This window comes from Marinomonas sp. BSi20584 (genome assembly GCF_002792415.1).
Taxonomy (GTDB): Bacteria; Pseudomonadota; Gammaproteobacteria; order Pseudomonadales; family Marinomonadaceae; genus Marinomonas; species Marinomonas polaris.
Map to the genome: position 1 here is coordinate 63,033 of NZ_KZ454875.1, position 26,148 is coordinate 89,180.

Below are 26,148 nucleotides of genomic sequence, written 5' to 3' on the forward strand. Positions count from 1 at the left end.
ATTAATTAAGGAATAAATTGACGATTTATAGCTGACTCTGGATCAAAACTGTCGACAGAAATGTTCTGCGCTTTGGCTGTCCATTTCCATGTGGTGGCGAGTCGTTCTTTGGTAAATGCGCCGTAGCCATCTTTATCGCTGACTGCGTTATAAACTAAGGATTTGATTGAGTTGATAGTGTCTGTCGCAGTGCTTGCATCTACTTCTGGCACCATGTCATGAACGATCCGCCCGCTTTCTTCTGGATGCTCCCAAGTGTATTCAATGGCTTTTTTATAAGCTGCAACAAAGCGTTTGGTCACGTCTGGGTGTTTATTAATAAAGCGATCAGATGCAATGATAGAAGTGGAGTAAAACTCTAATCCGGCATCGTACCAAGGTAATACTCGTAAGGTTTTTCCTGCACTTTTGGCTTGTAGTTGATAAATCACCGTGTCAGTTACCCACGAAATAACCACATCGGTGTTACCGGAAAGTAACATTGGGTTTAAGGCGCCAGCGTCTGCTTTCATCAATTTTATGCTGCTTGGATCAACGCCATTCACGTCTAACAGCAAAGGTAAGAAGACATTTGAAGAAGTATAAGGCGAGGTTGCAATACGTTTTCCTGCGACGTCTTTGACACTCTTAATATCTGAGTTAGAAGGCACAAAGAAAGCATGGGGAGCTTTACTGAAAACCGAATAAACCGCAGAAACCGGCACATCGTTTTGAGCTTTTGCCATTAACAGTGCGACTAGGTCGGACAATCCCAAATCGGCATTACCAGTGGCGAGTTTGCTAATAGCGTCGGTGGAGCCACGGCCGCTGGCAACGGTTACGTCTAAATCGGCGTCTTTGAAAAAGCCTTTTTTGATACCCACATAAATCGGCGCTTTGTCGCCACCCGGTAGCCAATCAAGCTGAAACTTCACTGCATCAGCAGCGAATACGGTACTGCCATTTAAAGCTGTAAATGCCAGGGCCCCAGCTAGGCATAGATTACGAAATAGCGGTGTTTTTAGTTGGTTGTTCATTGTTTTCTCCATGCTTCATCATAGATTCGGCGTTGCTTTTTAAGCAAACCAAACTCAGTCACTGAAACAACCACAAAGAAAACAAGATGAGGAAAGAGCGAGAGGGCTGGGTACACAGTCGAGTTAGGTTGAAACGGCTGTCACTTCCCTTTCGACATCCTCTTTGGGTTGTCGACAAGGCAGTGAGCAATGCCCGAACTTGGTTTGTTGGAACTCGACACCAAATTTGACCGCTTCTACTCATTGCGTCACGCAAACTATTTGCGCTATTTATAACTAAGCAACAAGCAGGCCAAATATATTTGTCTATAAATTCAGCAATTTTGTGGCTTTACGTTCTTGGTCATGCACTTGAATTGGGCGTGTTGCGGTCTCGTCGCACCATAAATATGATTAATAGCATGCGAAATATGATGATTGGTTCGTGCTTGCTGTGTGCTCATTGGCGTTGTGCAGACTGGTATAGGGTTTGCTTGTTGATCTAGTTAAATTGTATGTGAAATAAAGAGTAGAAGCGGTTAAGCCTTGCGGCCTGGACATTGCTCTTTCCTAAAAAAGGAGAGTGTTTTGCCCCAGTATTTAATCCGCCAAGCCAAAGCGGTTTTTGGTTATGAGCTTCCTCAAGACATCCGTATCAAAGATGGCGTAATTTCAGCCATTGCTCCTACACTAAATCGCGAGCCTGACGACGAGTTAATAGACGCGTCTCATTGTGTGGTTTATCCCGGTTTTGTGAATACTCACCATCATCTTGCACAGTCGATACTAAAAGGCGTTCCAGCGGGTTTGAATCAAGGTTTAGGGGAATGGCTGGCAAGCGTTCCCTATCGTTTTTGGCCACAAATCACGCCAGATTTAATGTATGTCGCGGCGAAATTAGGTCTTTATGAACAGCTGCGTTCTGGGGTGACAACCTGCGCGGACCACCATTATTTGTACCATGCGAGCACCTCGCCTGAGTTGGAAGACGCCGTTTGGCGCGCTGCCGAAGATTTAGGTATTCGCTTAGTTTTATGCCGTGGTGGCGCAACGGTTCAAGGCAGTCATAAAGGCATGCGAAACAGCGGCATCGTTCCAGAGTCATTGGATTTATCATTGGATCGTCTTGAAGCTTCCTACAAACGCTATCATGATGACAGCCCATTCAGTATGCGGCGCTTGGTCGTCGCGCCTACCAGTTTGGTTCACACCTCGCCAGCCGAAGATTTACGCAGTTATGCTCAGTGGGCAAAAGAACGAAAATTACTGCGTCATTCGCATTTATTAGAAGTATCTTTTGATGAGCAAATGGCACAACAAAACTTCGGTATGAGCGCCATTGATTACGCCGCCCATTGTGATTGGTTGGGTGACGATGTGTGGTTTGCTCACTTGGTTCAAGCGGATGCTCATGCGATTGAATTACTGGCGCAAACGAAAACGCGAATTGCCCATTGCCCTACGTCAAATTGTCGCCTTGGTAGTGGTCTTGCGCCAGTTCTTGCAATGGAAAAAGCGGGTATTCCGATTACCCTCGGTGTTGATGGCTCCGCGTCTAGTGAAAGTGCTTCTATGTTGCAGGAGTTGAATTTAGCTTGGTTATTACATCGAACCCATAGCGGGCCCTCGGCAACGAATGTCTCGCAAGTGCTTAAATGGGGGACCCAAAACGGAGCCGAGCTTTTGGGCCTAAAAACGGGAAAAATAGCAGAAGGCTTTGCTGCTGATTTAGTATTGTATTCCCTTGATGCACCACGCTTTTCTGGGGTACACAGTCCGTTAGAAGCACCAATCTTATGTGGTGAACCGGTGCTGATTAAACACAGCTTTGTAAACGGTAAGCAAGTGGTTGAAAATGGCCAAGTGCTGGGTGTGGATGAAGCCAAATTAATACAAGACGTAAAAGCAGCTGTGCTGGAATTGTTAGCGAAATCGCCTGTTAATTGATTGCGAGATATTGAAAGAGGCGAGTAAACTATTGATCCATTTTGCTAATCGCTAAGGAAAGTGATGTCACTTTTAAATTCACAGCAGACCATTGAAACTCAGGTAAAGCGTTTGCCAGAGAGAGAATTAGTGGCGCTGTTCGCTTTGATGATGTCTCTCACGGCGTTGAGTATGGACGCCATGTTGCCGGCGTTTCCCAATATTGCTGAGTCTTTAGCGATTGTGGATTATCAGAAAACCCAGTGGATCGTGTCGGCGATGATTCTGGGTATGGTGTTTGGCGAGATTCTTTTTGGTCCTTTGTCTGATGCGATTGGTCGCAAGAAGAGTATTCTGCTCGGCATTAGTATTTATATTATCGGTTCCGTGGTTGCTTTGTCAGCGTCGTCTATCGAGGTGTTTTTACTGGGGCGTATGATACAAGGTTTTGGTGTAGCTGGGCCAAAAATCGCCTCTCGCGCCTTGATTCGAGACATGTACAAAGGCGCGGCAATGGCGCGCATTATGTCGTTTGTGATGATGGTGTTTATCTTGGTGCCCTTGTTGGCTCCAAGTGTTGGGCAGTTGGTGTTAAAAGTAGCGGATTGGCGTTGGATTTTTGCTTTGCTGATCGCGCAAGCGGCGATTGCTGGTGGTTGGTTATTACTGCGTCAGCCAGAAACTCTATTAAAAGAAAATCGCATCCCGCTTAATCGGAAACGCTTAATTGCCGATGTTCGAGTGATATTACGTCGTCGTGACGTGATGGCGTTCACCGTTTTGTTGGGCTGTATTTTTGGTGGTTTGATGCTGCACATTAGTACTGCACAATCGATTTTTCAGGATGTGTATAACACGGGAGATCGTTTTCCTTTGTTCTTTGCCATGTTGGCGATTGGTTCTTCTATTATCAATTTTTCGAACGGTAAAATTGTCCTGCGAGTAGGAATGCTGCGCTGTGTTATTGGCGCTTTAAGCGTGTTGTTATCGACCGCCTTTATCCTGTTGATTGCGGCTTTATATTTCAATGGCGTACCGCCTTTTGTGCTATTTATGGCCTTGGGCATGGTGATGTTTTCCTGCTTTGGCATGGTGTTTGGTAACGTGAACTCCATGGCAATGGAGCCGTTGGGGAGCATGGCTGGACTGGGCGCGTCGTTGATTTCGTCTTTATCGAGCATGATCGCGATTGTTCTGTCGACAATAGCAGGGCAGTTTTACAACTTCACCGTCATACCGTTAGCAAGCGGTTTTGTTATCTTTTCCCTCATTGCTTTAGTGATGCTGGGATATGGGTACAAGTACAGCCAGCGTTATGCTGAAGAATGAGATTTTTCATCGTATAGTTTGTTTGGTGAAGGCGAGTGTCATTCAGTTGTCAGTAAAGTAGGTTAGAATAAACGCTCAGTTTTTTAGTATGAGCACACCTATGTCCTCCCAAGTATCGTCATCCTCTTCCTTAGCTAAGCAACTTTTTTCCATGACATGGCCAATGATGTTTGGTGTTTTGTCGTTGATGAGTTTTCAGCTGGTGGACAGTGCTTTTATCGGGCAGTTGGGTCTTTTGCCTTTGGCAGCGCAGGGTTTTACCTTGCCGATTCAGATGATTGTGATTGGTCTGCAAGTGGGCTTAGGCATTGCGACAACGGCGATTATTTCTCGTGCTTTAGGCGCAGGGGACAAGCGTTATGCCAAGCAATTAGGCGGTTTGGTGCTGATGATGGGAAGCGTGGGGATTGCTTTCTTTAGCGTGATCATTTGGTTGTTACGTCATCCTATTTTGGCGTTATTGAGTGCGCCAGATTCTGTCTATCCTATTATCGACTCTTATTGGCCTCACTGGCTACTCAGTGCTTGGGTAGGCGCGTTAATCTATTTCTATTACAGCATTTGTCGTTCCAATGGGAATACATTGTTGCCTGGCATTATGATGATTGTTACCAGTGTACTAAATTTGGTGCTGGATCCTATTTTCATCTTCACTTTCGATCTTGGTTTGAACGGTGCTGCTATGGCCACCACGGTGGCGTTCGGTTTGGGTACCTTGATTGTTGCACCTAAAGTGGCTCGTAAACATTGGATTACCTTTGATTGGCAAGATCTAAGCATCGCTAAAAGCTTAGGGTCTATAGGCCATATTATGGGACCTGCGATGATCAGCCAGTTGCTACCGCCAGTGTCTTCTATGTTGGCGACTAAACTCATCGCAGGGTTTGGCACGGCCGCGGTGGCGTCTTGGGCATTGGGCTCGCGTTTTGAATTTTTCTCTATTGTGGCTGTGCTGGCACTGACTATGTCCATGCCGCCAATGGTAGGGCGATTGTTAGGCGAAGGCCGTTTGGACGATGTGCGGTATGTGGTGCGCTTGGCGTGTCGCTTTGTATTGTCGTTTCAGTTGGTGATCGCAGTGATTACTTTTTTCATCTCGGGCGTGTTGGCAAACTTGATGACCAGCGACGAAGAAGTCTCGACGATCTTACATTGGCATTTGATGATAGTGCCGGTGAGCCTTGGTTTACTTGGTATATGCATGTTAATGGTGTCTATCTCTAACGCCTTGGGGAAATCCTATACTGCGTTGACGATATCCGCCTTACGATTGTTTGCTTTCTTCTTACCTTGCTTGTGGGTTGGCTCGGAACTTGCTGGACTCAAAGGACTTTTCTTCGGTGTCCTGATTGGCAATATACTTGCCGGTATGTGTGCTTGGCGTATGTACCGAAGAGCGCTTGAGCAGGTTGAGAAAAAGCTGAATAAGATCTAATTCCGCAATATCGTCCAATCTTTTCTGTTTGTCATTGGTTAGTCTATTGTTATGGATTGGGCTAGTTCCGAGAGGGTGTGATGTCGACAGAAAATCGTTTTCAGTTTGCTAAAAGTGCAGTCCTTGATGAGATCATGTTGCTGGAAGCCTCTATGAGCGATTTTTCTTATGGTACTCATGCCCATGAGGAGTTCTCTTTCGGCGTAACTTTATCGGGTCGCCAAGACTTCTTTGCTTTGGGTGAACATCACAAGAGTCATGCTGGCAATGTGATTGTATTTAATCCTGAAGATGCTCATGATGGTCATTCCGGTGCTGACGACCCGCTTCACTACAAAATGCTTTATGTTCATCCTGACCAATTAAGTCCTATGCTTGAGAGTGCTGGCGTTCGCCGAGCACGAGACTTTCGAATCGAACATCCAGTGCAAAACGATACTGTGCTAAAAACGCATATTTTACGTTTGGCAGCTTTAGTGGAAAGTTCGTCAACGTCTGCATTGGAATACTCGTCTGCGTTGTTTGAATTTGCGGAATATTTAGCGCGCCAAAAGGGAATTCAGCGCTCTGTTAGTCTAGTTAAGTCCAAACGTCGCACGAAAGATCCTGTCTTTGAGCGAGTACGCGACTATTTACATGCTCATGTAGGGGAAGAAGTGTCTCTCGATGAGTTAAGCCAATTGGCGCATATGTCTAAGTATCATTTGTTGCGTTGCTTCCGCGATTATTTCGGTATGACGCCTCATCAATATTGGCAAAATTATCGTATTAATCGTGCTAAAGAAGCGCTTGAACTGGGGATGCCATTGGCCGATGTGGCGTTTACTTTTGGCTTCACAGATCTGAGTTACTTTAACCGTCGATTCAAGCCCATGTTTGGGCTCACCCCTTACCAATTTAGGCGTACATTGCTGCGTACCTAGCAGCAACACTCGCTCGATATTTAACTCTTTTTACTATTACTTCTTTTAATCAAATATCCATTTGAGGGATTCCTATGTTCGAAATACTCATCTACGCCTTTGGTGTTATGTACAGTCCTGGCCCTGCGAATATGCTGGCGCTTTTTGCTGGTGTGAACGGTCAGGGTTGGCGCGCTTTTCTGTATTGTGTGGGCGTAGGGCTTGCTATGTTGATCTTGTTCTTACTTATTGGCTATGTAGGTGGCGAAATCATTCCCAAAGAATACCAATCGCTTATTGCCATATTGGGAGGAATTTATATCGCCTATCTTGGTGGGAAAATCCTGCAAGCGAGCTTTCAGTCTGCAACGATGAAGGCTAAAAATACAGAGGTGAGTTTTAAAACAGGGCTGATATTACAGCTTTGTAATCCTAAAGCTTTAGTCGCAATCGTGCCTATTGTCACTGTGCAATTTCCTCGAGAGCACATAAATGGCTGGCAAATTGCTGTATGGTCATTTGGGCTGGCTGTAATGGCTTGCGGGGCGCCGAGTGTTTATTTAATAGCCGGTTCCTGTCTTAAAAAAGCCGCGATGAACCCCAAGATAATGGCATGGGTTAACCGTATTATGGCGCTGTTGCTATTCTATGTTGCCTATCGATTTATTGTTAATCCGTAAAACACACAGAATTTCTAAGAAAATACCATACAGATCGCCTGTATTGTTGTCTGTGTGTCTTTTTAATGATCTGTCTGCGTCTGTTTGATTGCTATTAATGTGCTTAGTATTGTTCGCTCACATACATCTAATTCGGCAAACGAGGTTGATATGATCATTATTGCGTTACTTAAGCATTTTTCTAGTTGTTTTGAGCGCTACAAAACGCGCAGAAAACTCAGCGCGCTGTCTCATGATTTACGCAAAGATCTTGGCATCATGCAAGATAGCTTCGAAGCGGAAGTTGGCAAAGGTAATGTGTTTACTTTGATCAAAGAGTTGAGTGCTTTTTCAAAAGTAGAGGCCGTCAAAAAGAGTCGTGTTCAAGGGGAGTAATTCGTTGTAGCGATGTTTGTCGATTTCGAATTTGAGGAGTATGCTGCTCAGATGTTTTTAATAGGTTTGATGATGTGTTGAAGGTGCCGCGAATCGTTTGGATTATGATGTGTTGTTTGTCTGGGTTGTGGCTGTTTTTATCCGCTTCGACACAGGCGACTTCTTATGCATCTTTGTCCTATACGAATTCTTCGCACGCGGCGCATCAGAACATTGCGTCAATGTCTCAGTTGTCATTATTTCAGTCGTCAATGTCTGATATGAACCTTGCTTCTGCTTCGCATGATCATGCTAAAAACATGAGTTACTCTGATTGTGTTGATCATTGCGCTTTGGCTGTTTTACCACCTTTATTGTTACTATTGGCCATTACGGTTATTTATTGGCCAGCTTTGTCGTTGATTGAAAAATGGCGACATAATTTATTAGAACTGATCACTCCTCCTCCCCGTTTATCTTCGTTAATTGCGAGTTAGCTGTTTATTTAACAGCACCCAATATCACTGATGATCTTAGCGCTATTCATAATGATGAATAACGTCTGAGCTGTTTGTAAATACTCAATAACGTGAGATAAAACCATGACACTTTTTAAAAAATATTTTTCTGCTGCAGCGATGCTAACTGTGAGTTTGGCGATTGCTGGCTGTACTGCTTCGTCATCAACGGACGATATGGACCATCATCAAATGGATCATTCGGAGCATGCTTCTCAGTTTATGCAAGGCAACCAGCAAATGATGATGGATATGCATTCAACGGAACTGACCGGTGATGTTGATTACGACTTTGTGGTTGGTATGATTCCTCATCACCAAGGTGCGATTGATATGGCGACGCAGTTGCTTGCATCAGCGCAAATTTCTGACAAGTTAAAACCTTTGGCGGTTAATATTGTGGCGGCGCAATCGAGCGAGATTGCATTTATGCGAGATTGGCTTGCAAGCCATGGGAAAGCGAGACCATCCGCTGACGCTGAGAAAATTAAAGCAGCGTATGCAGCTATTAATGCAAAAATGATTTTGGATATGAATCAATTATCAGCAAGTGGTGATGTGAATCGTGACTTTGTAGCGGGCATGATCCCACACCATGAAGCGGCTGTTGCCATGGCAAATGTACTTCTAGAGTTTAGCCGTGACCCAGCGCTAATAAAGATGGCCAAAGCGGTTATTAACGACCAAAACCGCGAAATCGCCTTCATGCAGCAGTACTAAGCGCCTCCTTGATAAATAATCACTCCCATAACCCCTCCCGATAATGCTATTGGAAGGGGTTATTCTTGAGGAATTCTTAGTCTTCAAACGTGCCTTTGATTTGAGCTATCCCGTCTCTTACGTGACAAACGCCTTTCGCAAAGGTGTGTTGTATATCGAGGTTTCCATCAAGAATTAAGAAGTCAGCGTCTTTTCCTAGCGATATTTCGCCTTTGTCATTTGCCAATCCTAGGCATTGAGCTGGTGCTTGAGTGAAAGGAATAACCGCGTCAGTGATCGACATATTTTCGACCTGAATCATTTCTTTTAGCTGATAGAGTAAAGAGCCAAATCCCGCTACTTTTAGACCAATCAGCTCGCGTTTTTCATTGAATATCGGCACAGAGCCATTACCGTCAGAGCTGATGCAAACTCGGCTAGTATCAATATTTTGTGCTTTGCAGCGAGTGAGGAACGTGGATGCTTTAACGCTGCCTGTCGCACCTTTGTCTGGGTTGATACCAGCGGTCAAATCAACAAAACCTCCTTGCTTCAACCATTCCATACCTTGATCTGCCAGTAATTCGGTACGATTGACGTGAGTCGGAATGAACTGAGAAACCGGAATGTCGGATTGTTCTACTACCTCAAACAGCGGGCCAAAGCCTTTCTGGGAATTGCCAAGATGTACGACCACGCGACCACACTTTCCAGAAATAAGACCCGCAACACGGGCTTCTGAAGCCATGCGAGATAGTTCTTCGATTGTTGGTTGTGAAGATCGATGGTCGGAAAGGGCGGTTTTTAAGCCAATGACTCTGTCGATAAAGACAATATCTCGCTGAATTGATTGAGTAATTGTTTCGGTTGGAACCTTGTAGCCCCCAGTAAACATATAGGCGCTTACACCTTCAGTAGTCAGGGCTTTTGTTTTCGCGTAAAGGCTTTCATTGTGGCGCGTTGCGCTGTCTGTTCCTAACAAACCAACAACAGTGGTAATGCCTGCTCGTGTTAAATGACTGAGTAACACTTCGGGTGTACGGGTGTGATAGCCGCCTTCACCACCGCCACCAATCAAGTGCACATGACCATCGACAAAACCAGGGATGAGAGTTTGTCCTTGTGCATCAACAATATAGATATCAGCGATGCCTGTGATATCTATATTGCTTTCTATCTTTAAAATTTTGCCCGCAGCGATCAAAATATCTTTGATACCAAGTGCTTCTGGTGCATACACATTTGCATTTTTGACGAGAGTGAACATATATAAAACCATAATGGATACATTTTATTGGTGTTTTTATATTAAATGAATACATTAATCAAGTTTCTATCGTTGTATTTCTATCGTCTACAGTCGCAGATATGACGACTCTATGTTAAAATCTTGTGCATATTTTATGCGGTTTTATTTAGAAACCTCATTAAACTCAATTAGATAGGCTTTCATGAGCGAAAATAACAAACAAAAAGCAGTACTGTCGGTTACGGAAGACATACGAGCTAAGATCTTGGATGGTACTTATCCTGAAGGCATGGCTCTTTCGCAAGTGGATATTGCCAGTACTTATCAAGTTAGCCGCACGCCAGTGCGTGAAGCCTTGCAGATACTAGCTGGAGAAGAGCTGGTTGAAATTCGCGATACAGGTCGAGCAACCGTTACGACAATATCGCCTGAGAGCTTTCTTGAAAAATGTGAGCTTAGAGCTTTAATTGAAGTGAAATTGCTAGAGTTATCGATTCCTTTAATGGGCGCGGAAGACATTGCAAAAGCCCGTGAAATCAATGAAAGTCTGAAGAAATGCGCGCCAGAAGAGTGGACGCCATTGAACTATCTATTCCATGAAGTCTTATATAAACCTGCCAATCGTCCGTTGATGCAAAATGTAATCAAAGACCTACATCATCGTCATTACGCGCGCTTAAAGTCTTTTATTTTGAGTCACCGTAATACGCCTCGCTCCTTACGTGAACACGATGAATTGATAGATCGATGTGAACGCCAAGACATAGAAGGCGCTTGTTACGCGCTAGAAAGTCATATCATGATGAGTGCTTATGCACTGGCTGAACAGCTAAAATCACAGCAATTAAAGCGCCGCCAAACCTCCTCGTTGTAAATTTTCTGCATTAATTGACTTATTATTTTTTATTGCCTTCTTAGGGATTTTCCCTAGGAAGGCGTCGTCTTTCATGTGTTTATCTTCTATGTAGATGTTCCTTTCATAGTTTAACCCTTCTTATTTTGAACTATGTATGTTCTAAAAACTGTAATCATTCTTGTATTTATGTATCCATTTATTCATTATTGACTCTTAATATGTATCCAAAGTATTCTTTGTTTGTCACATCGGAACTCAATATAGGATTACAACAATGAAAAAACTAATTGCGACTGCGATCATTGGTGCTGGGGTTTTATCCGCTAGCGCTTCTGTTTACGCAGCAGATAAGCTTGAAGAAGTAAAAGCTCGTGGTGTTATGAAGTGCGGTATCCATCCTGGTAAAGCGGGTTTTTCAACGCCTGATACAAAAGGCAATTGGACTGGATTGGATGTTGAGCTTTGTAAAGCTGTTGCTGCGGCTGTATTTGGCGATGCCTCTAAAGTTGAGTTCATTACAATGAACTCGCGTAACCGTTTGACGGCTTTAGTGACGGATGAAATTGATATGTTAGCGCGTTCTACCACTTTCACCGCAACGCGTGATGGCTTGAATGGTGTTGATGTCACCACACCTTGGTTCTATGACGGCCAAGCCTTGATGGTTAAAAAAGAATTGGGTGTGAACTCGATTGAAGAATTAGACGGCGCGACTATTTGTACTTACCCAGGTACGACGAGCGAGAAAAACATTAACGACTACTTTGAGTCGCGTGGTTTAAGTTATAAAGCACTCATCGTAGAGGGTAGTGCAGAATCTACCGCTGCTTATCTAGCGAATCGTTGTGATGCAGTGACCAATGATGCTTCTGCACTGGCGGCTGATCGCCAAGGTATGCCGGATCCATCAGCAAACGTCATTTTACCTGAGCGTATTTCTAAAGAGCCACTTGGTGCTTATGTCAAACAAGGCAATGATGAATGGCGTCAAGTTGTCACTTGGACGGCAATGGCATTGATTGAAGCAGAAGAGCAGGGCATTACTCAAAGTAATGTCGATGAAAAACTAAAAAGCACAAAACCTGATGTTATGCGCTTACTTGGCACTGAAGGTAGTTTAGGTAAGAACTTTGGCTTGGATGATAAATGGGCTTACAACGCCATTAAAGCAGTAGGCAACTACGGCGAAATCTTTGACCGTAACTTAGGTAAGGATTCCGCGCTTAAGTTTGATCGCGGCTTAAATAACCTTTATACCAAAGGCGGTCTGTTATACGCCTACCCGTTCCGTTAATCATAATTTGAGCCAGTTTGCCCTTAGGTAAGCTGGCTTTTCATTGTCATTAGCGTTTTAAAGCTCCACTTGTAAGCATCATCTATGGCAGTTGTTTATGCATTCTTTTTTATATAACCGAAAAGTTCGAGACACTCTGATACAGCTCATATTTTTTGCAGTCATTTGTTTTGGGATTACTTATCTTGCCCTAAATGCTGCGACCAATATGCGCGATGCGGGTTTGACTAGCGGCTTTGACTTTCTTTTTCAGCGAGCAGGCTATGATATTAGCTATAGCTTGATTCACTACGATCCAAAAACCTCTACGCATTTAATGGCGTGGGCAGCGGGTATGGTCAATACGATTGCGTTTGCCGTTGTGGCTATTTTGCTAACAACTGTGCTTGCTTTGTGTTTGGCTATTATGCGTTTGTCGCAGAATTTCTTATTGTCTAAAGTGTCTCTTTGCCTTGTTGAATATGTTCGTAACGTACCTATTTTGGTGCATATTTCAGTTTGGTATACCTTGTCGCTGATGCTGCCGAGTGTGCGTCAGGCGTTTAATTTTGGTGATGTGTCGTTTCTTTCAAATCGCGGTTTATCCATTCCTAGCGTTGAATGGAATTACGGTCTGCTGGCATCTTTAGTCTTTGCTGCGTTATGTATTGTATTGTGCTTTTGGGCCAAAAAAAGAGTCTCTACAACTGGACGACGTATTGTCTTTGTGCTGCTGATGACCGTCGTTTTGGTGGTGTTGGCAAGCCTCGTATTTACGCCCGTTATTAGCTTTACCGCACCTAAATTAGTTGGCTTTAACTTCAAACATGGTTGGACGCTTCCTCCTGAATTCATAATGCTTATCATCGCGGTAAGTACTTACTCTGCGGCGCATGGTTCAGAAGTCATTCGAGGCAGTATTTTGGCTATTTCAAAAGGGCAAATGGAAGCCGGTTTAGCGCTTGGCGTTAAACATAATGTGGTGATGAATAAGGTGATTATTCCGCAAGCACTGCATTCTATTATTCCACCAATGACGTCTATTTATATCAACGTATTAAAAGCCGCTGCATTGGGTTCGGTGGTTGGCTTTATGGACATTATGGGCACCATGGGTGGCAGTAGTTTAAACATTACAGGCCAAGCCATTGAGTGCATCGTGATCGTGATGGTGAGTTATGGGGTTTTGAACCTGATACTGGCGGCCATTATGGGACGTTTCAACAAAGCTATGCAGTTGAAAGGGCGATAAGATGAATCATCAAGCGAGCATCGAAAAAATAACCGGTAAGCCGATTGAAGCGAGAGCAAAAAAATCGACTCCTTTAAGCTTTAGCCGAGTTGTTGTGTGGATAAAACGTAACCTTTTCAATACTTGGTTAGACAGTTTAGTCACTTTGGCCATTATTGCACTCTTGTGTTTACTGTTGCCAAAAGCTTTAGAATGGCTGTTTTTCTCTGCCACCTTTAGTGGAACAAGCCGTGCGGATTGTGCTCCGGGCGCTGCGTGTTGGATTCCGATCCGACAATACATGGATTATTACATCTACGGACCTTTTCCTGAGTCTGAGCAATGGCGAGTGAATTCGGCATTTGCTGTGGGGCTTTTTGCCTTTCCTTTATTGTTTAGCCAACGAATCCCACAAAAATGGATCGTGGTTTATATCCTCGTTTTGCCTGTAGCGCTTTGGTTGTTGCTAAAAGGTGGCTTCATCTTTGAAGACATTTCAACCAGTGCGTTGGGTGGCCTGACGCTGACCTTCTTCTTGGGCATTATTGCCATGTGTTTATCATTGCCTGTGGCCATTCTTTTAGCCTTGGGCCGACGTTCACAGTTGCCTATCTTACGTTGGGCTTGCACCGGCTACATCGAGATTATTCGTTCTGTACCTGTGATTACCTTCTTGTTCATGGCGTCTTTAGTGTTGCAGCTTTTCTTGCCAAGTGGTGTGTCTATTGACGTATTGTTCCGAGTCTTGTTCGTGCTGATTTTCGTTTCGGCTGTGTACAAAGCAGAGATCATTCGTGGTGCGATCCAAGCAGTGCCAAAAGGTCAAATTGAAGCATCCTATGCGATGGGCTGTGGCTACTGGAAAACTATGGCGTATGTAGTTATGCCGCAAGCATTACGTAATTCAGTCCCTGCGCTAATTACTAACTTCATTGGTTTATTTAAAGAAACCACCTTGGTGATGATTCTTGGTTTATTAGAAGTGATGGGCGCAATTAATGCGACTTTTCATAACGCGGAATGGCTTGGTCTTCATGCAGAAGGTCCAATCGTTATTTCGGCGTTTTTCTTCATCGCTTGTTTTTCTATTGCACAGTACGGCGCGCATCTAGAGCGACGTATCAAACGCACAAAACATTAATTGGAATGCATTATGTCTGAACAAACAGTAGTAAAGCTGGATCAAGTTAATAAATGGTACGGTAAATATCATGCGCTGCGCGATATCGATTTAGCAGTAGCCAAAGGCGAAACCATCGTAATTTGTGGACCTTCTGGTTCAGGGAAATCCACCTTGATTCGTTGCCTTAATAATTTAGAGCAACACGACGAAGGAGATATCACTATTTGCGATATCACCATCCGTGACAATGTTAAAGACATTGAGAAAATTCGTCGTCATACGGGGATGGTGTTTCAGCACTTTAATCTTTTCCCCCATATGACGGTGCTAGATAACTGTACTTTTGGTTTACGTCATGTGTTGGGTATGTCAGTGGCACAGGCGAATGAAGTCGCGCGTGATTTACTTAATAAAGTGAAAATCGGTGATCAAGAGCAGAAGTATCCAGGCCAACTGTCAGGTGGTCAGCAGCAGCGTGTTGCCATCGCCAGAGCGCTAACTATGTCTCCTGACATTATGTTATTTGATGAACCAACCTCAGCACTTGATCCTGAAATGATTTCTGAAGTGCTGGAAATTATGCGCTCATTGTCGAAAGACGGTATGACAATGATTTGTGTAACTCACGAAATGGGTTTTGCTAAAGAATTTGCGGATCGAATTGTCTTCATGGAAGCGGGCAGTGTGATTGAGATATCGCCGCCAGAAGAATTTTTCGTGAAGCCAAAAACAGAGCGGGCCAAAGTTTTCTTGGATCAAATTCTAGCGCATTGATTTTTTTGGTTTTAGCAATGAACTTTAAAGTTTCTTATCCAACTCGATAAGAAGTAGACCATCTCCTCCCAGGGAAAAGGTCTTTTTTGGGGCAATTCAGCTTAGTCTGTATTGCCTCTTTTTTTTGCTTAGTGATTTGTCACAGACGTGAGATATAACCTAGGTATAATGGTGGCCATCGTAACATCGTGTAATGGTTTCCAATACATCACCAAAAATACATCCACCACATTTATTTTGTGGGTTACGAGTCGTGCCAAATAACATGATTAGGCTGAAATAAGGTACCGAGTATATTGAGGAAGTAGCATGCTAAAATTTTTTAAAATCAGAAACGGGTTGATTCAAGAAGTTTCCAAAGAAGATGAGAATCTTACCACCCTTCAAAAAGAGGCGAATTGGATTGACGCCGCGGAACCTGATGACGACGATCGATTACAGCTTAAGGCGTTGTTGAGAACCGATCTTCCTGAATCTGATGATGTCGAAGAGATAGAAGCGTCCGCACGTTGTTTTGTTGACCAAGCGGGTATCCATGTCCACTCTTTGTTTTTAAATCAAACAGAAGGGCGCCATAAAACCTCAACTGTTGCCTGTATCTTGCAGCAGGACAGGCTAATCACCATTCGTGAAACAGAACTAGCAGACTTTAGATTATTACGAATGCGTGCGCGTCGGGGGCAAATTGCTGTTGATTCGCCAGCTCATCTTTTAGTCACATTACTTGAAAATAAAGTTGAGAATCATGCAGATGCTTTAGAAGATTTACACCGACAATTAGAAGAGGTAAGTCATCTAGTGCTTGAAGATAATGAGTCGGAACTGGATGTCATTATCGAAAAACTGGCGCGCTTAGAAGACAGTAACGGGAAGATTCGCCTGTGTCTGATGGACACACAGCGCAATATCTCATTTCTGTTGCGACACTTGCCTAATAGACAAGATTATTCAGAAACGCTGCGTGAAGTTATGCGTGACGTTGAAACCTTGATGTCACATACGACATTCTTGTTTGATAAAATTAACTTCTTGATGGATTCGACTCAAGGTTTTATTAACATTGAACAGAACAAAATCATCAAGATTTTCTCTATTGCATCTGTAGTGTTTTTACCGCCGACATTAGTTGCCAGTATTTACGGGATGAACTTTAAAATCATGCCAGAGCTGGATTTAAGTTTTGGCTATCCTGCAGCGCTGGGGTTGATGGTATTTTCTGCGTTTGCGCCTTATTGGTATTTTAAACACCGAGGTTGGTTATAAGCCGCCTATATTTTAGTGTCTGTAAAACTGCATGATCATGCTGACCTTGGCATGATTATGCAGCCTTTCCTGTAAGTATTTATTGTTACTGCGCCTTATCAATTCTCCATATCTTTCTATTTGAACATTTATTTATTGAAAATGCGGTTGAGAATGACTATTATTTGACTGATGTTTTTTATTCATTGGAGAAGATTGTGGAAGATTCAGTTCAGCAGAAAATTGTCGACTTTTTGCAGGTCGGTGGGCCTGTCGTTTGGATACTGATGGTATTTTCTGTCGTTGCTCTGACAATTGTCTTGTTAAAGCTATGGCAGTTTTCCTCACTTCGTGCAGAGAGCCTTAAAACAAGTAATTTAGCCTTAGATCAATGGCGCAATGAAGAAAATGGCGAAAAAGCGCTTGAGATACTAGATGAAAAGCGTCCTATTGATGCTTTAGTGGGTTACACAATGCGCGCTTTATTAGCGACAAATACCCAAGCAGATTTGATTCGTGAAGAAGTTGAACGTCGTGCGATGAACCAGCTAAACCAGCTGCGCTCTTATCTTCGTCCTTTAGAAATTATTGCGACCTTGAGTCCGTTGTTAGGTTTGCTAGGTACGGTATTAGGTATGATCACAGCTTTCCAGCAAATGGAAGGTGCGGGAAATCAAGTTGATCCGTCGGTGTTATCTGGCGGTATTTGGCAGGCATTACTGACAACGGCTGTTGGTTTGGCTGTAGCGATTCCGGTAGTGACATTGCACAGTTGGCTAGAACGTAAAGTAGAACGTATTGCTCATAATATGAACGATGCAGTTACTCAAGTATTTACCAGTAAACAGGCTAAAAAATTAGTTAAAAATGCCGACGAAGAGTTGTTACATGCCGCTTAATCTGTCCCAACCTAAACGTAAGAATGCAATCAGCTTAACACCATTGATTGATGTGGTATTTATCTTGCTGTTGTTCTTCATGTTGACTTCAAGTTTTGTGCCTTGGCGCATTGTAGATACACCTTTATCGGTGGCATCCGATGTTCAAAATCCGCCACAGGAAAAAGACAACCTTATTTTGACCTTGAAGCAAAATGATGATCAGGTTTGGGTTGACGGTCAAGCAGTTAGTTTCTCCGATCAATCTCGTTTTCAAACGCTCGTAACAGATCATAACGAGGGTGTTTTTATCATCAAAGCGGAAGATGGCGTCACGTTACAGACCTTGATGCATCTTGCAGATCGCTTAAAACTAAATGGTGCAAAAACCGTATCTATTGCGAATGCTTTTGCTATGCCGGAGACGAAATGAAAATAGGCGAAAAATACGCCGCGAGAAACGCCAGCAGCGATGACAACATGGTGCCACTGATTAACGTGGTGTTTCTGATGTTGGTGTTTTTTATGGTTGCTGGGCAAATTCAAAAAGCGGATCCGATTGCAGTGATTCCTCCTCAATCTATCAATGATAACCGTGCAGCAACCGACCCAAATATTGAAATTGTTTTGGGTGCGGATGACAGCCTTTATGTCGATGATAAATTGTTTGCGGTAGAGGATGTTCAAGCATATCTAGAGCAACAATTTACCTCAGCTCCTAATAAAGACGCTTTCTGGGTACAAATCAAAGCCGATGGTGCCATTTCACTAGAAAAGCTACGTCCGGTGTTTAATCAGGTGCGTTTAGCGGGGCTTACTAAGGTTAGCTTGGCAACACAGCTAGAGCGAGGAAACAAATGATTCCCAAGCGTCATTGGATTATTGCTGGTGGTCTGGCTATTTCTGTTCATGCTGGTGCCTTCTATGCAGTATTTTATGCTCCAACAGTAGGTAGTCAGTCTGCGGGCTCTCAGGGTATTGAGTTTGATCTTGGTATGGTTGGTGATCTTGGTGCTGCAGCACAAACCACAGCTGCTCAAGAAGAAGTGAAAGAAGTTGAAGAAACGGTAGCGGAGCCGATTGAAGAGGTTCAAGAGGAGGTTGAACCGGAAGTTGAACCAGAAGCAGAAGTTGAGCCAGAGCCAGAGCCAGAGCCAGAACCTATTATTGAACCAGAACCTGTGGTTGAACCTGAAATTATTAAAGAGCCAGAACCGGTTGAAGTTAAGCAGGAATCGCCAATTGAAGTAAAAAAACCAGAGCCTAAGCCCGAACCTAAGCCGAAACCCAAGCCCAAGCCAGAGCCCAAGCCAGAGCCAGAGCCGAAAAAAGAAGAGCCTGTAGTAAAAGCAGCTCCTAAGCAGGTTGCACCGCAATCAATGGCTAACCAGAAGGCAACAACAGGAAGTTCGAACTCGGCAACAAGTGGTGGTAATCCAGGTGCTAAGGCAAACTATTTTACACAGTTAAAATCGGTATTGGCCCAGAATAAACGTTATCCAAGAGCATCCCGTCGTCGCAATGAAGAGGGCGTTGTTTCCTTGTCTTTTGTTGCTCACGCGGATGGTTCAGTATCTGATGTGAAAATCACAGAAAGTTCAGGTCATAAACGTTTAGATGATGCGGTATTAGATATGATCAAGCGCTCGACACCTTTGCCTAAATTCTCAAAGGACATGTCGGAAACCGAGCTGCGGATTAACTTACCGGTTTCCTTTAAGTTAAGTGACCTTATGTGATGAGTTAGTCAGGTCATAGGTTTGAATGATAAAAAACGCCGTGCTTTAAATATTAAAGTGCGGCGTTTTTGCTTCAAAAAAGAACTTATTGGGCAATAAGTATCTTCGGTGTTGGGTTTTGCGGTAGCAGTAACCAAACCTTGCCAAAATGCTTTAGCTGACCTGCATGAAAGTGCGCTTCTTCGCCTATGCCTTGGTACCAGTCAATATGCCCCGGCCCTTTAATCGCACCACCTTTATCTTGTGCTAATAGCAGGCGGAATTCATGCCCGACTAAGTTACCATAGGTGTCTAGCTTCGGAACTTGAGCCAATAGAATCGAGCCAAGCGGAATCACTTTTGGATCAACTGCAGCTGAATATAAAGGCGTTAATGGCACGTTAGCGGCACCAACTGGGCTTTGTGGACCTTCGCTAAAAAACAAATAACTCGGGTTAGTGGATAGAATTTCACGATTACGTTCTGGGTGATCACTTAGCCATTGGCGAATGCTTTGTGCTGAAATATTGGCTCGATCAATCTCACCCCTCTCAATAAGTTCTTTTCCTAAGCTGCGATAAGCATGGCCGTTTACACCGCCCCAAGATAAGAGTTTGCGCTCGCCATTCTCATACTCGACTACGCCAGAACCTTGCACGTGCAAGAAAAAATTATCGACTAAACTGGAGGTATAGGCAATTTCTAATCCCTGCCCTGCGAGAGCATTTTCAAAATCTATTTCTTCGCGAGAAGGGTATTTTCCTTCGGCATTTCTTTGTACCGGTTTGCGGTAAAGCGGATAGCGATACACTTCATCTGGTAAGTGTCGAACTGGTAACACAGGCACATAATAGCCCGTGATTTGCACGTTGCCTCTTTGGTCTTGTCCCGCCAATTGATGGGCTATTAGCTGCGGCTGTTGTGCTGGATTTTGCAGCCAGTTGTTGATTTCCTCCGCGACGATTTTCAAATCGGCAACGCTGGTTTGCGTATTTTCAAGGACGAAATCTTTATCGCCAATGCGGTTCAAGTACTTTAGTTGTTGCTGTAAACCACTTTCGAAACTCGCGTCAGGCATTGGTAAGCCCGGTGGCAGGCTTTCTTTTAAATATAGCGTCTCACGTTTCAGTGCTGCTATGTCTCGGCCATTGTTTTCGAAGTCATTGGAACTATCGATCTCGTTAACACTGCAGCTGCTAAGCAGGGTAAAAGAAATGAGGCAAAGTGGACGAATTAGGAAACGGTGATGTGTTTTAGGCGGTAAAAGGTGTCGTAAAAAAGAAGAAAAAATCATAAGCCCTGTTTCTATAAAATGAATCGGTAAAATAATAAAAGGTCGAGTTTTGACCACAAATAAAGAGCGAGGTTCATCTTGAGTTTTTATAGAATCGAAAGCAACGATAGAAGAAGAGTTTTACACTTTGCCAACGCCTTAGAGATCAGAACATTAGGTATTCATAGGCTTGCCTGAGTCCAATGAACGCATCTTGATCGCCGCCTCTGTCTGGATGATGTTTTTGGGCCAGCTTGCGATACTGTTGTTTTATCGTTGCTTTGGTTGGGTTGCTGCTGTCGATTTGTAGGGTTTTAAGTGCAGAGTCTCGGTTACCAGGTAAACTAATGCCTTTGTAGAAGCTATTGAGAAGGCGAGAGACTTCATCCTCATCGGTTTTTTCGTATTCTTCCCAGTCTAGGTAGTAAGCGGCTAACTTTGCGTCTACGCTGTCGTTTAAACTGGTACTAGCAGACAATTGGATCTCTGATGCGCTAAGTAGATGGATTCGAAGTGCACTGATGTTTAACATCAGGTTTTCTTCTTGCCAAAGGCTGCTTTGTAATTGATACAAAGCATTCATGATAAGAAAATGCTGGCGAAATAGCTGCAAGTTGGCATCGTCGGCAAGCTTGCTAAATTCTGGTAGCTGATCTTTTAACGCTTTTAGTATGTCAAACTCACTCATACCATTTGGGTGGTTTTTGAGGATCGCGAGAATCGGACCAACTAAAGGATTTTTCATATCTAGCTCGTATACTTTAGGTATTTATTACAGTGTATGTGATGAACCTAAAAACGGTCAAAGTTGAGCCGGATATTTTTTGTTAACTTGGATAGTAGAAAGACAACGTTATGTTATGGATTGTTGGTATTGTCATCGCTCTTTTATTATTTGTTGGACCAAGCGCTTGGGTAAAGTTTACCTTAAAACGCTACGCCACGGATCGTGACGATTTAGCGGGAACGGGCGGCGAGCTAGCGACACACTTAGTGAAACGCTTTGAGCTAACAGATGTAAAAGTAGAGCAAACTCAAGAAGGTCATGACCATTTCGACTTTGGGCAACATGCGGTTCGTCTGAGCCCAAGTGTTCTCAATGGGCGTTCGTTAACGGCGGTCGCTGTGGCAGCCCATGAAGTAGGACACGCTATTGCTCATGAGAAGAAACAAAAGATCTCTCACTTAAGCTCACGTTATTTACCTTTTGCTCATGGCGCGAGAAAGATTACCGCAGGTTTATTAGTCGGCTGGCCGCTGATTTCTGTGCTGCTGCATTTGCCTTACGCCGTGGCGCTACATGCGCTGGTAGTTGGCCTGTCAGGCTTACTAGCCGTTGTTGTGCAACTGGCGATATTGCCAGAAGAATGGGATGCCAGCTTTAATAAAGCACTACCAATTTTGAAAGAAGGCAACTACATCCCACAGGAAGACTTACCCAAAGTGAAGAGAATCCTCACCGCTTGCGCTATGACCTACGTCGCTGCGGCTTTGATTAAAGTACTCTTCGTGTGGCGCTGGTTTAAACGCTAACGCCTTTCTTTCCTCCGCTTCGTAGGTCGCGGCTTTAGCCTGACAAGACAGCACGGTACATTACGTTTTTCATGATGTCCTACAAAAACCACCACCCTGTAGGTCTGATAAGCCGAGGAACGAGGCGTAATCTGACATATGGTCATCACCGCAACATCTGGGTATTGTAGATCGCGGCTTTAGTCCGATAAGTCACGTCCTCACAAGACTCGAACCAAACGGCGTTTTTCCTCGAAACTACCGCCTACCTCATCAAAACGCCGTTTGGTTCTCATTATATGGATACCTTAAGCCTTGTTGGATGAGGAAGGCACGAGCGTAATCCAATCTCTTTATGTGTCACAAAAAAGGCATGAACTTCGCATAAAATCGCCTTACTATGAAAACTGACTTTTTGGTTAGTATTTTTTGATACGCAAGATGATTGTATGAATGGAGTATTTTCATGACGTTTTTTGTTCCTAAGGGTGCGTCGATTTTCGCCTCTTCTTTGTTGTTTGCTGCGATGGCGCAGGCTTCTACCATTGACTTGCGAGTCATGGAAACCACTGATATTCACATGAATTTGGTGGATTACGATTACTACGGCGATAAGCAAAGTGATGCGGTTGGTTTGTCTCGTGTGGCGACTTTGATCAAAGCGGCGCGTGCAGAAGTAGCGAACTCTGTTTTAGTGGATAACGGTGACTTATTACAGGGCACACCGTTGGGCGATTATGTTGCCAAGGGTCGAGTGCTGCGCTTTGGTGAGACGCATCCTGCATTTAAAGCGATGAATTTGTTAGATTACGATGTGGGTAATATCGGTAACCACGAGTTTAACTACGGCTTAGACTTTTTAATGAAGAGTTTAAGTGGCGCTAATTTCCCTTACGTTAACTCCAACGTGTATGTGGACGATGGCGACAACGATGCGTCTAACGATCAGCCTTATTTCCAGCCTTATATTATCAAAGACAAAACCTTCGTCGATTCTGAAGGCAAAAAGCAAACGGTCAAAATAGGCTACATTGGTTTTGTGCCGCCACAAATTATGACGTGGGATAAAGACAATTTAACGCATAAAGTCATTGCCAAAGATATTATCGAAACTGCCAATAAATACATTCCAGAAATGAAAGCAAAAGGCGCGGATGTGATTATTGCGATTCCACACAGTGGCATGATGAATTCGCCTTACTTAAAAGGCGAGGAAAACGCTTCTTATCATTTGGCGAGGGTTGATGGTATCGATGCGATTTTGTTTGGTCACTCTCATCGAATCTTCCCCGGCGATAAAGCATTAGATGCCTTCGAAGATGTGGATGGTGAAAAAGGTACGGTATTTGGTAAGCCTGCGACTATGCCTGGTTTTTGGGGTTCTCACCTTGGTGTGATTGACTTGAAACTGGAGCCTGCGGGCAGCGGTTGGAAAGTGGCTGACGGCAAGGCGGAAGTACGTGCAATTGCCCGTCGTGAAGGTCGTAATACAGAGGCTTTGGTTGAAGCCGATACGAGTATTAATGACGCTGTGAAAACCGAGCATGAAGGTACTCTGGCTTATATGCGTCGTAAAGTGGGTGAATCCACAGCTGACATCAATAGCTTCTTTGCACTCGTGCAAGATGATCCATCCATTCAGATCGTGAACAATGCGCAGATTTGGTACGTAGAGAATATTGTTCGTGGTACGTCTTATGAAGGCTTGCCAATCTTGTCTGCCGCAGCGCCGTTCAAGGCTGGTGGTCGCGGTGGTCCAGAGTATTATACCGATGTGCCAAAGGGTGATATCGCGCTTAAAAACGTCAGTGATTTGTACATCTATCCAAACGATTTAAAAGTCGTGAAGTTGACTGGTGCACAAGTGGTTGAGTGGTTAGAAGCAGCGGCGGGGCAGTTTAATCAAATCGATGCGACGTCTGCTAAGCCACAAGAATTGGTGAATCAGTCTTTCCCAACTTATAACTTCGATGTGATCGACGGGATTTCTTATCGTATCAATGTGACACAACCTGCTCGTTACAATACGGATGGTGAGGTGGTGAATAACGACGCGCATCGTATTATTAAGGCGATGTTTAATGGCGAACCATTAAGAGCGAAAGATGAGTTCTTGGTCGCAACCAATAATTATCGCGCTGGTGGCGGCGGGCATTTCCCAAATCTTAACGGCGAGACTATTGTGATCGATGCGCCAGATAAGAACCGTGATGTGGTAGCAAATTACTTATTGAGCCAAAAGACCATTAATCCTGCCGCTGACGGCAATTGGTCGTTCACCGGTTTTGGTAAAGCAAAAGTCTTGTTTACAAGCTCGCCAAAAGCAAAAGAAGCCGCAGCTAAAAATATGACTTATCAGTCTTTAGATGAAAATGGTTTTGCTGTGTTTCAGATCAAATAGCTGAGTTGAAATAACGGCCATTGAAATAGCACAAAGCTTATAAACGAAAAAACACCTGCTAAATAACTTAGCAGGTGTTTTTTTATGAGTTTATTTGTCTTTCATTAACGCTGTTTGGTTTCAAACTCTGGGTGAATCCAAACGGGAGCGTCTAGGCTCGGCAAGGCTGCTTTGCCAAGAATCATGTCGGCGGCTTTTTCTGCCACCATGATCGTTGGTGCATTCAAGTTGCCGTTGGTGATGGTCGGGAAAATAGACGAATCCACCACGCGTAGGCTTTCGATTCCGCGGACTTGGCATTGCTCGTTTAGCACGGCCATTGGGTCGTTGTCATCGCCCATCTTACAAGTACAAGATGGATGATAAGCACTTTCCACGTTCTCTTTTACCCATTGGTCGATTTCTTCATCGCTCTGGATATTTATACCCGGTTGAATTTCATCACCACGGTAATCGTCTAGCGCAGATTGTTGAAGCACTTCGCGAGTTAGGCGAATCGTGTCGCGCCAGTCTTGCTTGTCTTGTTCGGTCGAAATGTAGTTAAACAAGATGCGCGGTTTCGCCGCTGGATTAGCGGATTCGATCCACAATTTGCCACGACTTTCTGGCTTATTTGGGCCAACGTGTACTTGGAAACCATGACCTTCAACCGCTGCTTGACCATCGTAACGCATGGCTGCTGGCAAGAAGTGATATTGAATGTTTGGCCATTTAAGACCTGCACGAGAGCGAATAAAACCACAAGATTCAAAGTGGTTGGTCGCTCCTAGTCCGGTTTTAAACAACATCCAGCGCGTACCGATCAAACCTTTGCTGATCAAGCCAAGCTTACTGTTTAGCGTCACAGGTTGTTTGCAGTAGTACTGGAAGTAGACTTCTAGATGGTCTTGCAGGTTTTCACCGACACCAGGCAGTTCGTGAACCAGAGGAACGCCGGCTTTTTCCAAGACGTCTTTTGGACCGACACCAGACAGTTGCAACAACTGTGGTGAACCAACGGAACCTGCTGACAGAATGACTTCTTTGCTGGCGGTGGCTTGTTGAGTTTGGCCGTTTTTGCTGAACTCAATGCCTGTGGCTTTTTTGCCATTGAACAATACTTTATGGCTTAGAACGCCCGTTTTTAGCGTCAAGTTAGGGCGTTGCATAGCACGACGTAAATAGGCGTTAGACGTAGAAGCACGTACGCCATTTTTAACCGTCATGTGCATTGGACCAAAACCTTCCTGACGGAACGCGTTGTAGTCGTCTGTTTTGCCGTAACCGGCTTCTTCGCCAGCATCGATAAAGGCTTGGTAAAGCGGGTTGTAGGTCATATCGTTGCCGTTGTTGGTCGACAGTGGGCCGTCGCCGCCACGGTATAAGTCCGCGCCGCCTTTCCATGTTTCGGCTTTTTTAAAGTAAGGCAGGCAAGTTTGGTAGTTCCAACCTTTGGCGCCGTTTTCTTCCCACTGGTCGAAATCACAAGCGTGACCACGCACATAAACCATGCCGTTAATAGACGATGAACCGCCTAATACTTTGCCGCGTGGACAATGCATTTCACGGCCATCAAGACCGGGCTCTTTGTCCGTGTGGAATTGCCACGCGTATTTTGTCGTGTTCATTGGGTAAGACAAGGCGGTCGGCATTTGGATAAAGACGCTCTTATCTGAGCCGCCCATTTCCAATAGCAACACCTTGTGTTCGCCACTTTCTGTCAGTCGATCTGCTAGCACACACCCTGCGGAGCCAGCACCGACGATAATGTAATCGTACGTTTCGTTTGCCATGACTTGTC

Annotated in this window: 25 protein-coding genes; 20 read left to right on the forward strand and 5 right to left on the reverse strand. The window is 44.2% G+C overall.

Annotated elements, in window-relative coordinates:
- Positions 1–5: 5 nt before the first annotated feature.
- Positions 6–1,016 (reverse strand): ABC transporter substrate-binding protein, encoded by a 1,011-nt coding sequence (locus TY87_RS08200; RefSeq protein WP_100186694.1) that lies wholly within the window; start codon positions 1,014–1,016, stop codon positions 6–8.
- Positions 1,017–1,583: 567 nt separating this feature from the next.
- Between TY87_RS08200 and TY87_RS08205 the strand changes: the two genes are divergently transcribed.
- The 8 genes from TY87_RS08205 (at position 1,584) to TY87_RS08240 (ending at position 8,859) form a co-directional block, all read left to right on the forward strand.
- Positions 1,584–2,942, forward strand: coding sequence for an amidohydrolase family protein (locus TY87_RS08205; protein WP_100186695.1), 1,359 nt, complete (start codon positions 1,584–1,586; stop codon positions 2,940–2,942).
- A 63-nt stretch (positions 2,943–3,005) separates the two neighbouring features.
- A complete protein-coding gene (locus TY87_RS08210; protein ID WP_100186696.1) occupies positions 3,006–4,250 on the forward strand; it encodes a multidrug effflux MFS transporter in 1,245 nt (414 codons plus the stop codon).
- Positions 4,251–4,350: 100 nt separating this feature from the next.
- On the forward strand, positions 4,351–5,685 hold the full coding sequence (locus TY87_RS08215; RefSeq protein WP_100186697.1) for an MATE family efflux transporter: 1,335 nt from the start codon (positions 4,351–4,353) through the stop codon (positions 5,683–5,685).
- Positions 5,686–5,765: 80 nt separating this feature from the next.
- Positions 5,766–6,608: an AraC family transcriptional regulator gene (locus TY87_RS08220; RefSeq protein WP_100186698.1), complete on the forward strand. Its 843-nt coding sequence runs from the start codon at positions 5,766–5,768 to the stop codon at positions 6,606–6,608.
- 74 nt (positions 6,609–6,682) lie between these two features.
- Positions 6,683–7,267 carry a LysE family translocator gene (locus TY87_RS08225; protein WP_100186699.1) on the forward strand — a complete coding sequence of 195 codons (585 nt, stop codon included), beginning with the start codon at positions 6,683–6,685 and terminating at the stop codon, positions 7,265–7,267.
- A 150-nt stretch (positions 7,268–7,417) separates the two neighbouring features.
- Positions 7,418–7,642, forward strand: coding sequence for a DUF1127 domain-containing protein (locus TY87_RS08230; protein ID WP_100186700.1), 225 nt, complete (start codon positions 7,418–7,420; stop codon positions 7,640–7,642).
- 74 nt (positions 7,643–7,716) lie between these two features.
- The gene (locus TY87_RS08235; protein ID WP_157789878.1) at positions 7,717–8,118 is read left to right on the forward strand and encodes a hypothetical protein; all 402 of its coding nucleotides are present in this window, start codon (positions 7,717–7,719) and stop codon (positions 8,116–8,118) included.
- Positions 8,119–8,223: 105 nt separating this feature from the next.
- Positions 8,224–8,859 (forward strand): DUF305 domain-containing protein, encoded by a 636-nt coding sequence (locus TY87_RS08240; RefSeq protein WP_100186702.1) that lies wholly within the window; start codon positions 8,224–8,226, stop codon positions 8,857–8,859.
- A gap of 76 nt (positions 8,860–8,935) precedes the next feature.
- On the opposite strand, the gene iadA is transcribed toward TY87_RS08240, so the two are convergent.
- A complete protein-coding gene (gene iadA, locus TY87_RS08245; protein WP_232617096.1) occupies positions 8,936–10,105 on the reverse strand; it encodes a beta-aspartyl-peptidase in 1,170 nt (389 codons plus the stop codon).
- 184 nt (positions 10,106–10,289) lie between these two features.
- On the opposite strand from iadA, the gene TY87_RS08250 reads away from it, so the two are divergent.
- From TY87_RS08250 to TY87_RS08295, 10 genes are all read left to right on the forward strand, one after another.
- A complete protein-coding gene (locus TY87_RS08250) occupies positions 10,290–10,961 on the forward strand; it encodes a GntR family transcriptional regulator (RefSeq protein ID WP_100186704.1) in 672 nt (223 codons plus the stop codon).
- A 256-nt stretch (positions 10,962–11,217) separates the two neighbouring features.
- Complete coding sequence (locus TY87_RS08255; protein WP_012071755.1) at positions 11,218–12,237, forward strand: amino acid ABC transporter substrate-binding protein; 1,020 nt, start codon at positions 11,218–11,220, stop codon at positions 12,235–12,237.
- Positions 12,238–12,334: 97 nt separating this feature from the next.
- Entirely contained in the window at positions 12,335–13,468 is a 1,134-nt protein-coding gene (locus TY87_RS08260; RefSeq protein ID WP_100186705.1) for an amino acid ABC transporter permease, read from the forward strand.
- Between the two features lies 1 nt (position 13,469).
- On the forward strand, positions 13,470–14,588 hold the full coding sequence (locus TY87_RS08265; RefSeq protein WP_100186706.1) for an amino acid ABC transporter permease: 1,119 nt from the start codon (positions 13,470–13,472) through the stop codon (positions 14,586–14,588).
- Between the two features lie 12 nt (positions 14,589–14,600).
- Positions 14,601–15,344 (forward strand): amino acid ABC transporter ATP-binding protein, encoded by a 744-nt coding sequence (locus TY87_RS08270; RefSeq protein ID WP_100186707.1) that lies wholly within the window; start codon positions 14,601–14,603, stop codon positions 15,342–15,344.
- Positions 15,345–15,653: 309 nt separating this feature from the next.
- Complete coding sequence (corA, locus tag TY87_RS08275; RefSeq protein ID WP_100186708.1) at positions 15,654–16,607, forward strand: magnesium/cobalt transporter CorA; 954 nt, start codon at positions 15,654–15,656, stop codon at positions 16,605–16,607.
- Between the two features lie 197 nt (positions 16,608–16,804).
- Complete coding sequence (locus tag TY87_RS08280) at positions 16,805–17,485, forward strand: MotA/TolQ/ExbB proton channel family protein (protein WP_100186709.1); 681 nt, start codon at positions 16,805–16,807, stop codon at positions 17,483–17,485.
- Entirely contained in the window at positions 17,475–17,897 is a 423-nt protein-coding gene (locus tag TY87_RS08285) for an ExbD/TolR family protein (RefSeq protein ID WP_072840788.1), read from the forward strand. Before TY87_RS08280 ends, TY87_RS08285 begins: the two co-directional genes overlap by 11 nt.
- On the forward strand, positions 17,894–18,325 hold the full coding sequence (locus TY87_RS08290; protein WP_072840787.1) for an ExbD/TolR family protein: 432 nt from the start codon (positions 17,894–17,896) through the stop codon (positions 18,323–18,325). The genes TY87_RS08285 and TY87_RS08290 overlap by 4 nt, the downstream gene beginning before the upstream one ends.
- Complete coding sequence (locus TY87_RS08295) at positions 18,322–19,203, forward strand: energy transducer TonB (RefSeq protein ID WP_100186710.1); 882 nt, start codon at positions 18,322–18,324, stop codon at positions 19,201–19,203. Before TY87_RS08290 ends, TY87_RS08295 begins: the two co-directional genes overlap by 4 nt.
- 85 nt (positions 19,204–19,288) lie before the next feature.
- On the opposite strand, the gene mltA is transcribed toward TY87_RS08295, so the two are convergent.
- Positions 19,289–20,476 (reverse strand): murein transglycosylase A, encoded by a 1,188-nt coding sequence (gene mltA, locus TY87_RS08300; RefSeq protein ID WP_100186711.1) that lies wholly within the window; start codon positions 20,474–20,476, stop codon positions 19,289–19,291.
- Positions 20,477–20,621: 145 nt separating this feature from the next.
- Entirely contained in the window at positions 20,622–21,200 is a 579-nt protein-coding gene (locus TY87_RS08305) for a DNA-J related domain-containing protein (protein WP_100186712.1), read from the reverse strand.
- A 110-nt stretch (positions 21,201–21,310) separates the two neighbouring features.
- Between TY87_RS08305 and TY87_RS08310 the strand changes: the two genes are divergently transcribed.
- Positions 21,311–21,988, forward strand: coding sequence for a zinc metallopeptidase (locus TY87_RS08310; RefSeq protein WP_100186713.1), 678 nt, complete (start codon positions 21,311–21,313; stop codon positions 21,986–21,988).
- Between the two features lie 445 nt (positions 21,989–22,433).
- A complete protein-coding gene (locus TY87_RS08315; protein WP_100186714.1) occupies positions 22,434–24,368 on the forward strand; it encodes a bifunctional 2',3'-cyclic-nucleotide 2'-phosphodiesterase/3'-nucleotidase in 1,935 nt (644 codons plus the stop codon).
- 104 nt (positions 24,369–24,472) lie between these two features.
- Here the strand turns inward: TY87_RS08315 and betA are convergent, their stop codons facing one another.
- Positions 24,473–26,140: a choline dehydrogenase gene (gene betA / locus TY87_RS08320; protein ID WP_100186715.1), complete on the reverse strand. Its 1,668-nt coding sequence runs from the start codon at positions 26,138–26,140 to the stop codon at positions 24,473–24,475.
- Positions 26,141–26,148 lie beyond the last annotated feature (8 nt).

Coding starts and splice junctions, on each gene's coding strand:
- TY87_RS08200 (WP_100186694.1), bottom strand. CDS start 1,016: ATGAACAACCAACTAAAAACACCGCTATTTCGTAATCTATGCCTAGCT.
- TY87_RS08210 (WP_100186696.1), top strand. CDS start 3,006: ATGTCACTTTTAAATTCACAGCAGACCATTGAAACTCAGGTAAAGCGT.
- TY87_RS08215 (WP_100186697.1), top strand. CDS start 4,351: ATGTCCTCCCAAGTATCGTCATCCTCTTCCTTAGCTAAGCAACTTTTT.
- TY87_RS08220 (WP_100186698.1), top strand. CDS start 5,766: ATGTCGACAGAAAATCGTTTTCAGTTTGCTAAAAGTGCAGTCCTTGAT.
- TY87_RS08225 (WP_100186699.1), top strand. CDS start 6,683: ATGTTCGAAATACTCATCTACGCCTTTGGTGTTATGTACAGTCCTGGC.
- TY87_RS08230 (WP_100186700.1), top strand. CDS start 7,418: ATGATCATTATTGCGTTACTTAAGCATTTTTCTAGTTGTTTTGAGCGC.
- TY87_RS08240 (WP_100186702.1), top strand. CDS start 8,224: ATGACACTTTTTAAAAAATATTTTTCTGCTGCAGCGATGCTAACTGTG.
- iadA (WP_232617096.1), bottom strand. CDS start 10,105: ATGTTCACTCTCGTCAAAAATGCAAATGTGTATGCACCAGAAGCACTT.
- TY87_RS08250 (WP_100186704.1), top strand. CDS start 10,290: ATGAGCGAAAATAACAAACAAAAAGCAGTACTGTCGGTTACGGAAGAC.
- TY87_RS08255 (WP_012071755.1), top strand. CDS start 11,218: ATGAAAAAACTAATTGCGACTGCGATCATTGGTGCTGGGGTTTTATCC.
- TY87_RS08260 (WP_100186705.1), top strand. CDS start 12,335: ATGCATTCTTTTTTATATAACCGAAAAGTTCGAGACACTCTGATACAG.
- TY87_RS08265 (WP_100186706.1), top strand. CDS start 13,470: ATGAATCATCAAGCGAGCATCGAAAAAATAACCGGTAAGCCGATTGAA.
- TY87_RS08270 (WP_100186707.1), top strand. CDS start 14,601: ATGTCTGAACAAACAGTAGTAAAGCTGGATCAAGTTAATAAATGGTAC.
- corA (WP_100186708.1), top strand. CDS start 15,654: ATGCTAAAATTTTTTAAAATCAGAAACGGGTTGATTCAAGAAGTTTCC.
- TY87_RS08285 (WP_072840788.1), top strand. CDS start 17,475: ATGCCGCTTAATCTGTCCCAACCTAAACGTAAGAATGCAATCAGCTTA.
- TY87_RS08290 (WP_072840787.1), top strand. CDS start 17,894: ATGAAAATAGGCGAAAAATACGCCGCGAGAAACGCCAGCAGCGATGAC.
- TY87_RS08295 (WP_100186710.1), top strand. CDS start 18,322: ATGATTCCCAAGCGTCATTGGATTATTGCTGGTGGTCTGGCTATTTCT.
- mltA (WP_100186711.1), bottom strand. CDS start 20,476: ATGATTTTTTCTTCTTTTTTACGACACCTTTTACCGCCTAAAACACAT.
- TY87_RS08305 (WP_100186712.1), bottom strand. CDS start 21,200: ATGAAAAATCCTTTAGTTGGTCCGATTCTCGCGATCCTCAAAAACCAC.
- TY87_RS08310 (WP_100186713.1), top strand. CDS start 21,311: ATGTTATGGATTGTTGGTATTGTCATCGCTCTTTTATTATTTGTTGGA.
- TY87_RS08315 (WP_100186714.1), top strand. CDS start 22,434: ATGACGTTTTTTGTTCCTAAGGGTGCGTCGATTTTCGCCTCTTCTTTG.
- betA (WP_100186715.1), bottom strand. CDS start 26,140: ATGGCAAACGAAACGTACGATTACATTATCGTCGGTGCTGGCTCCGCA.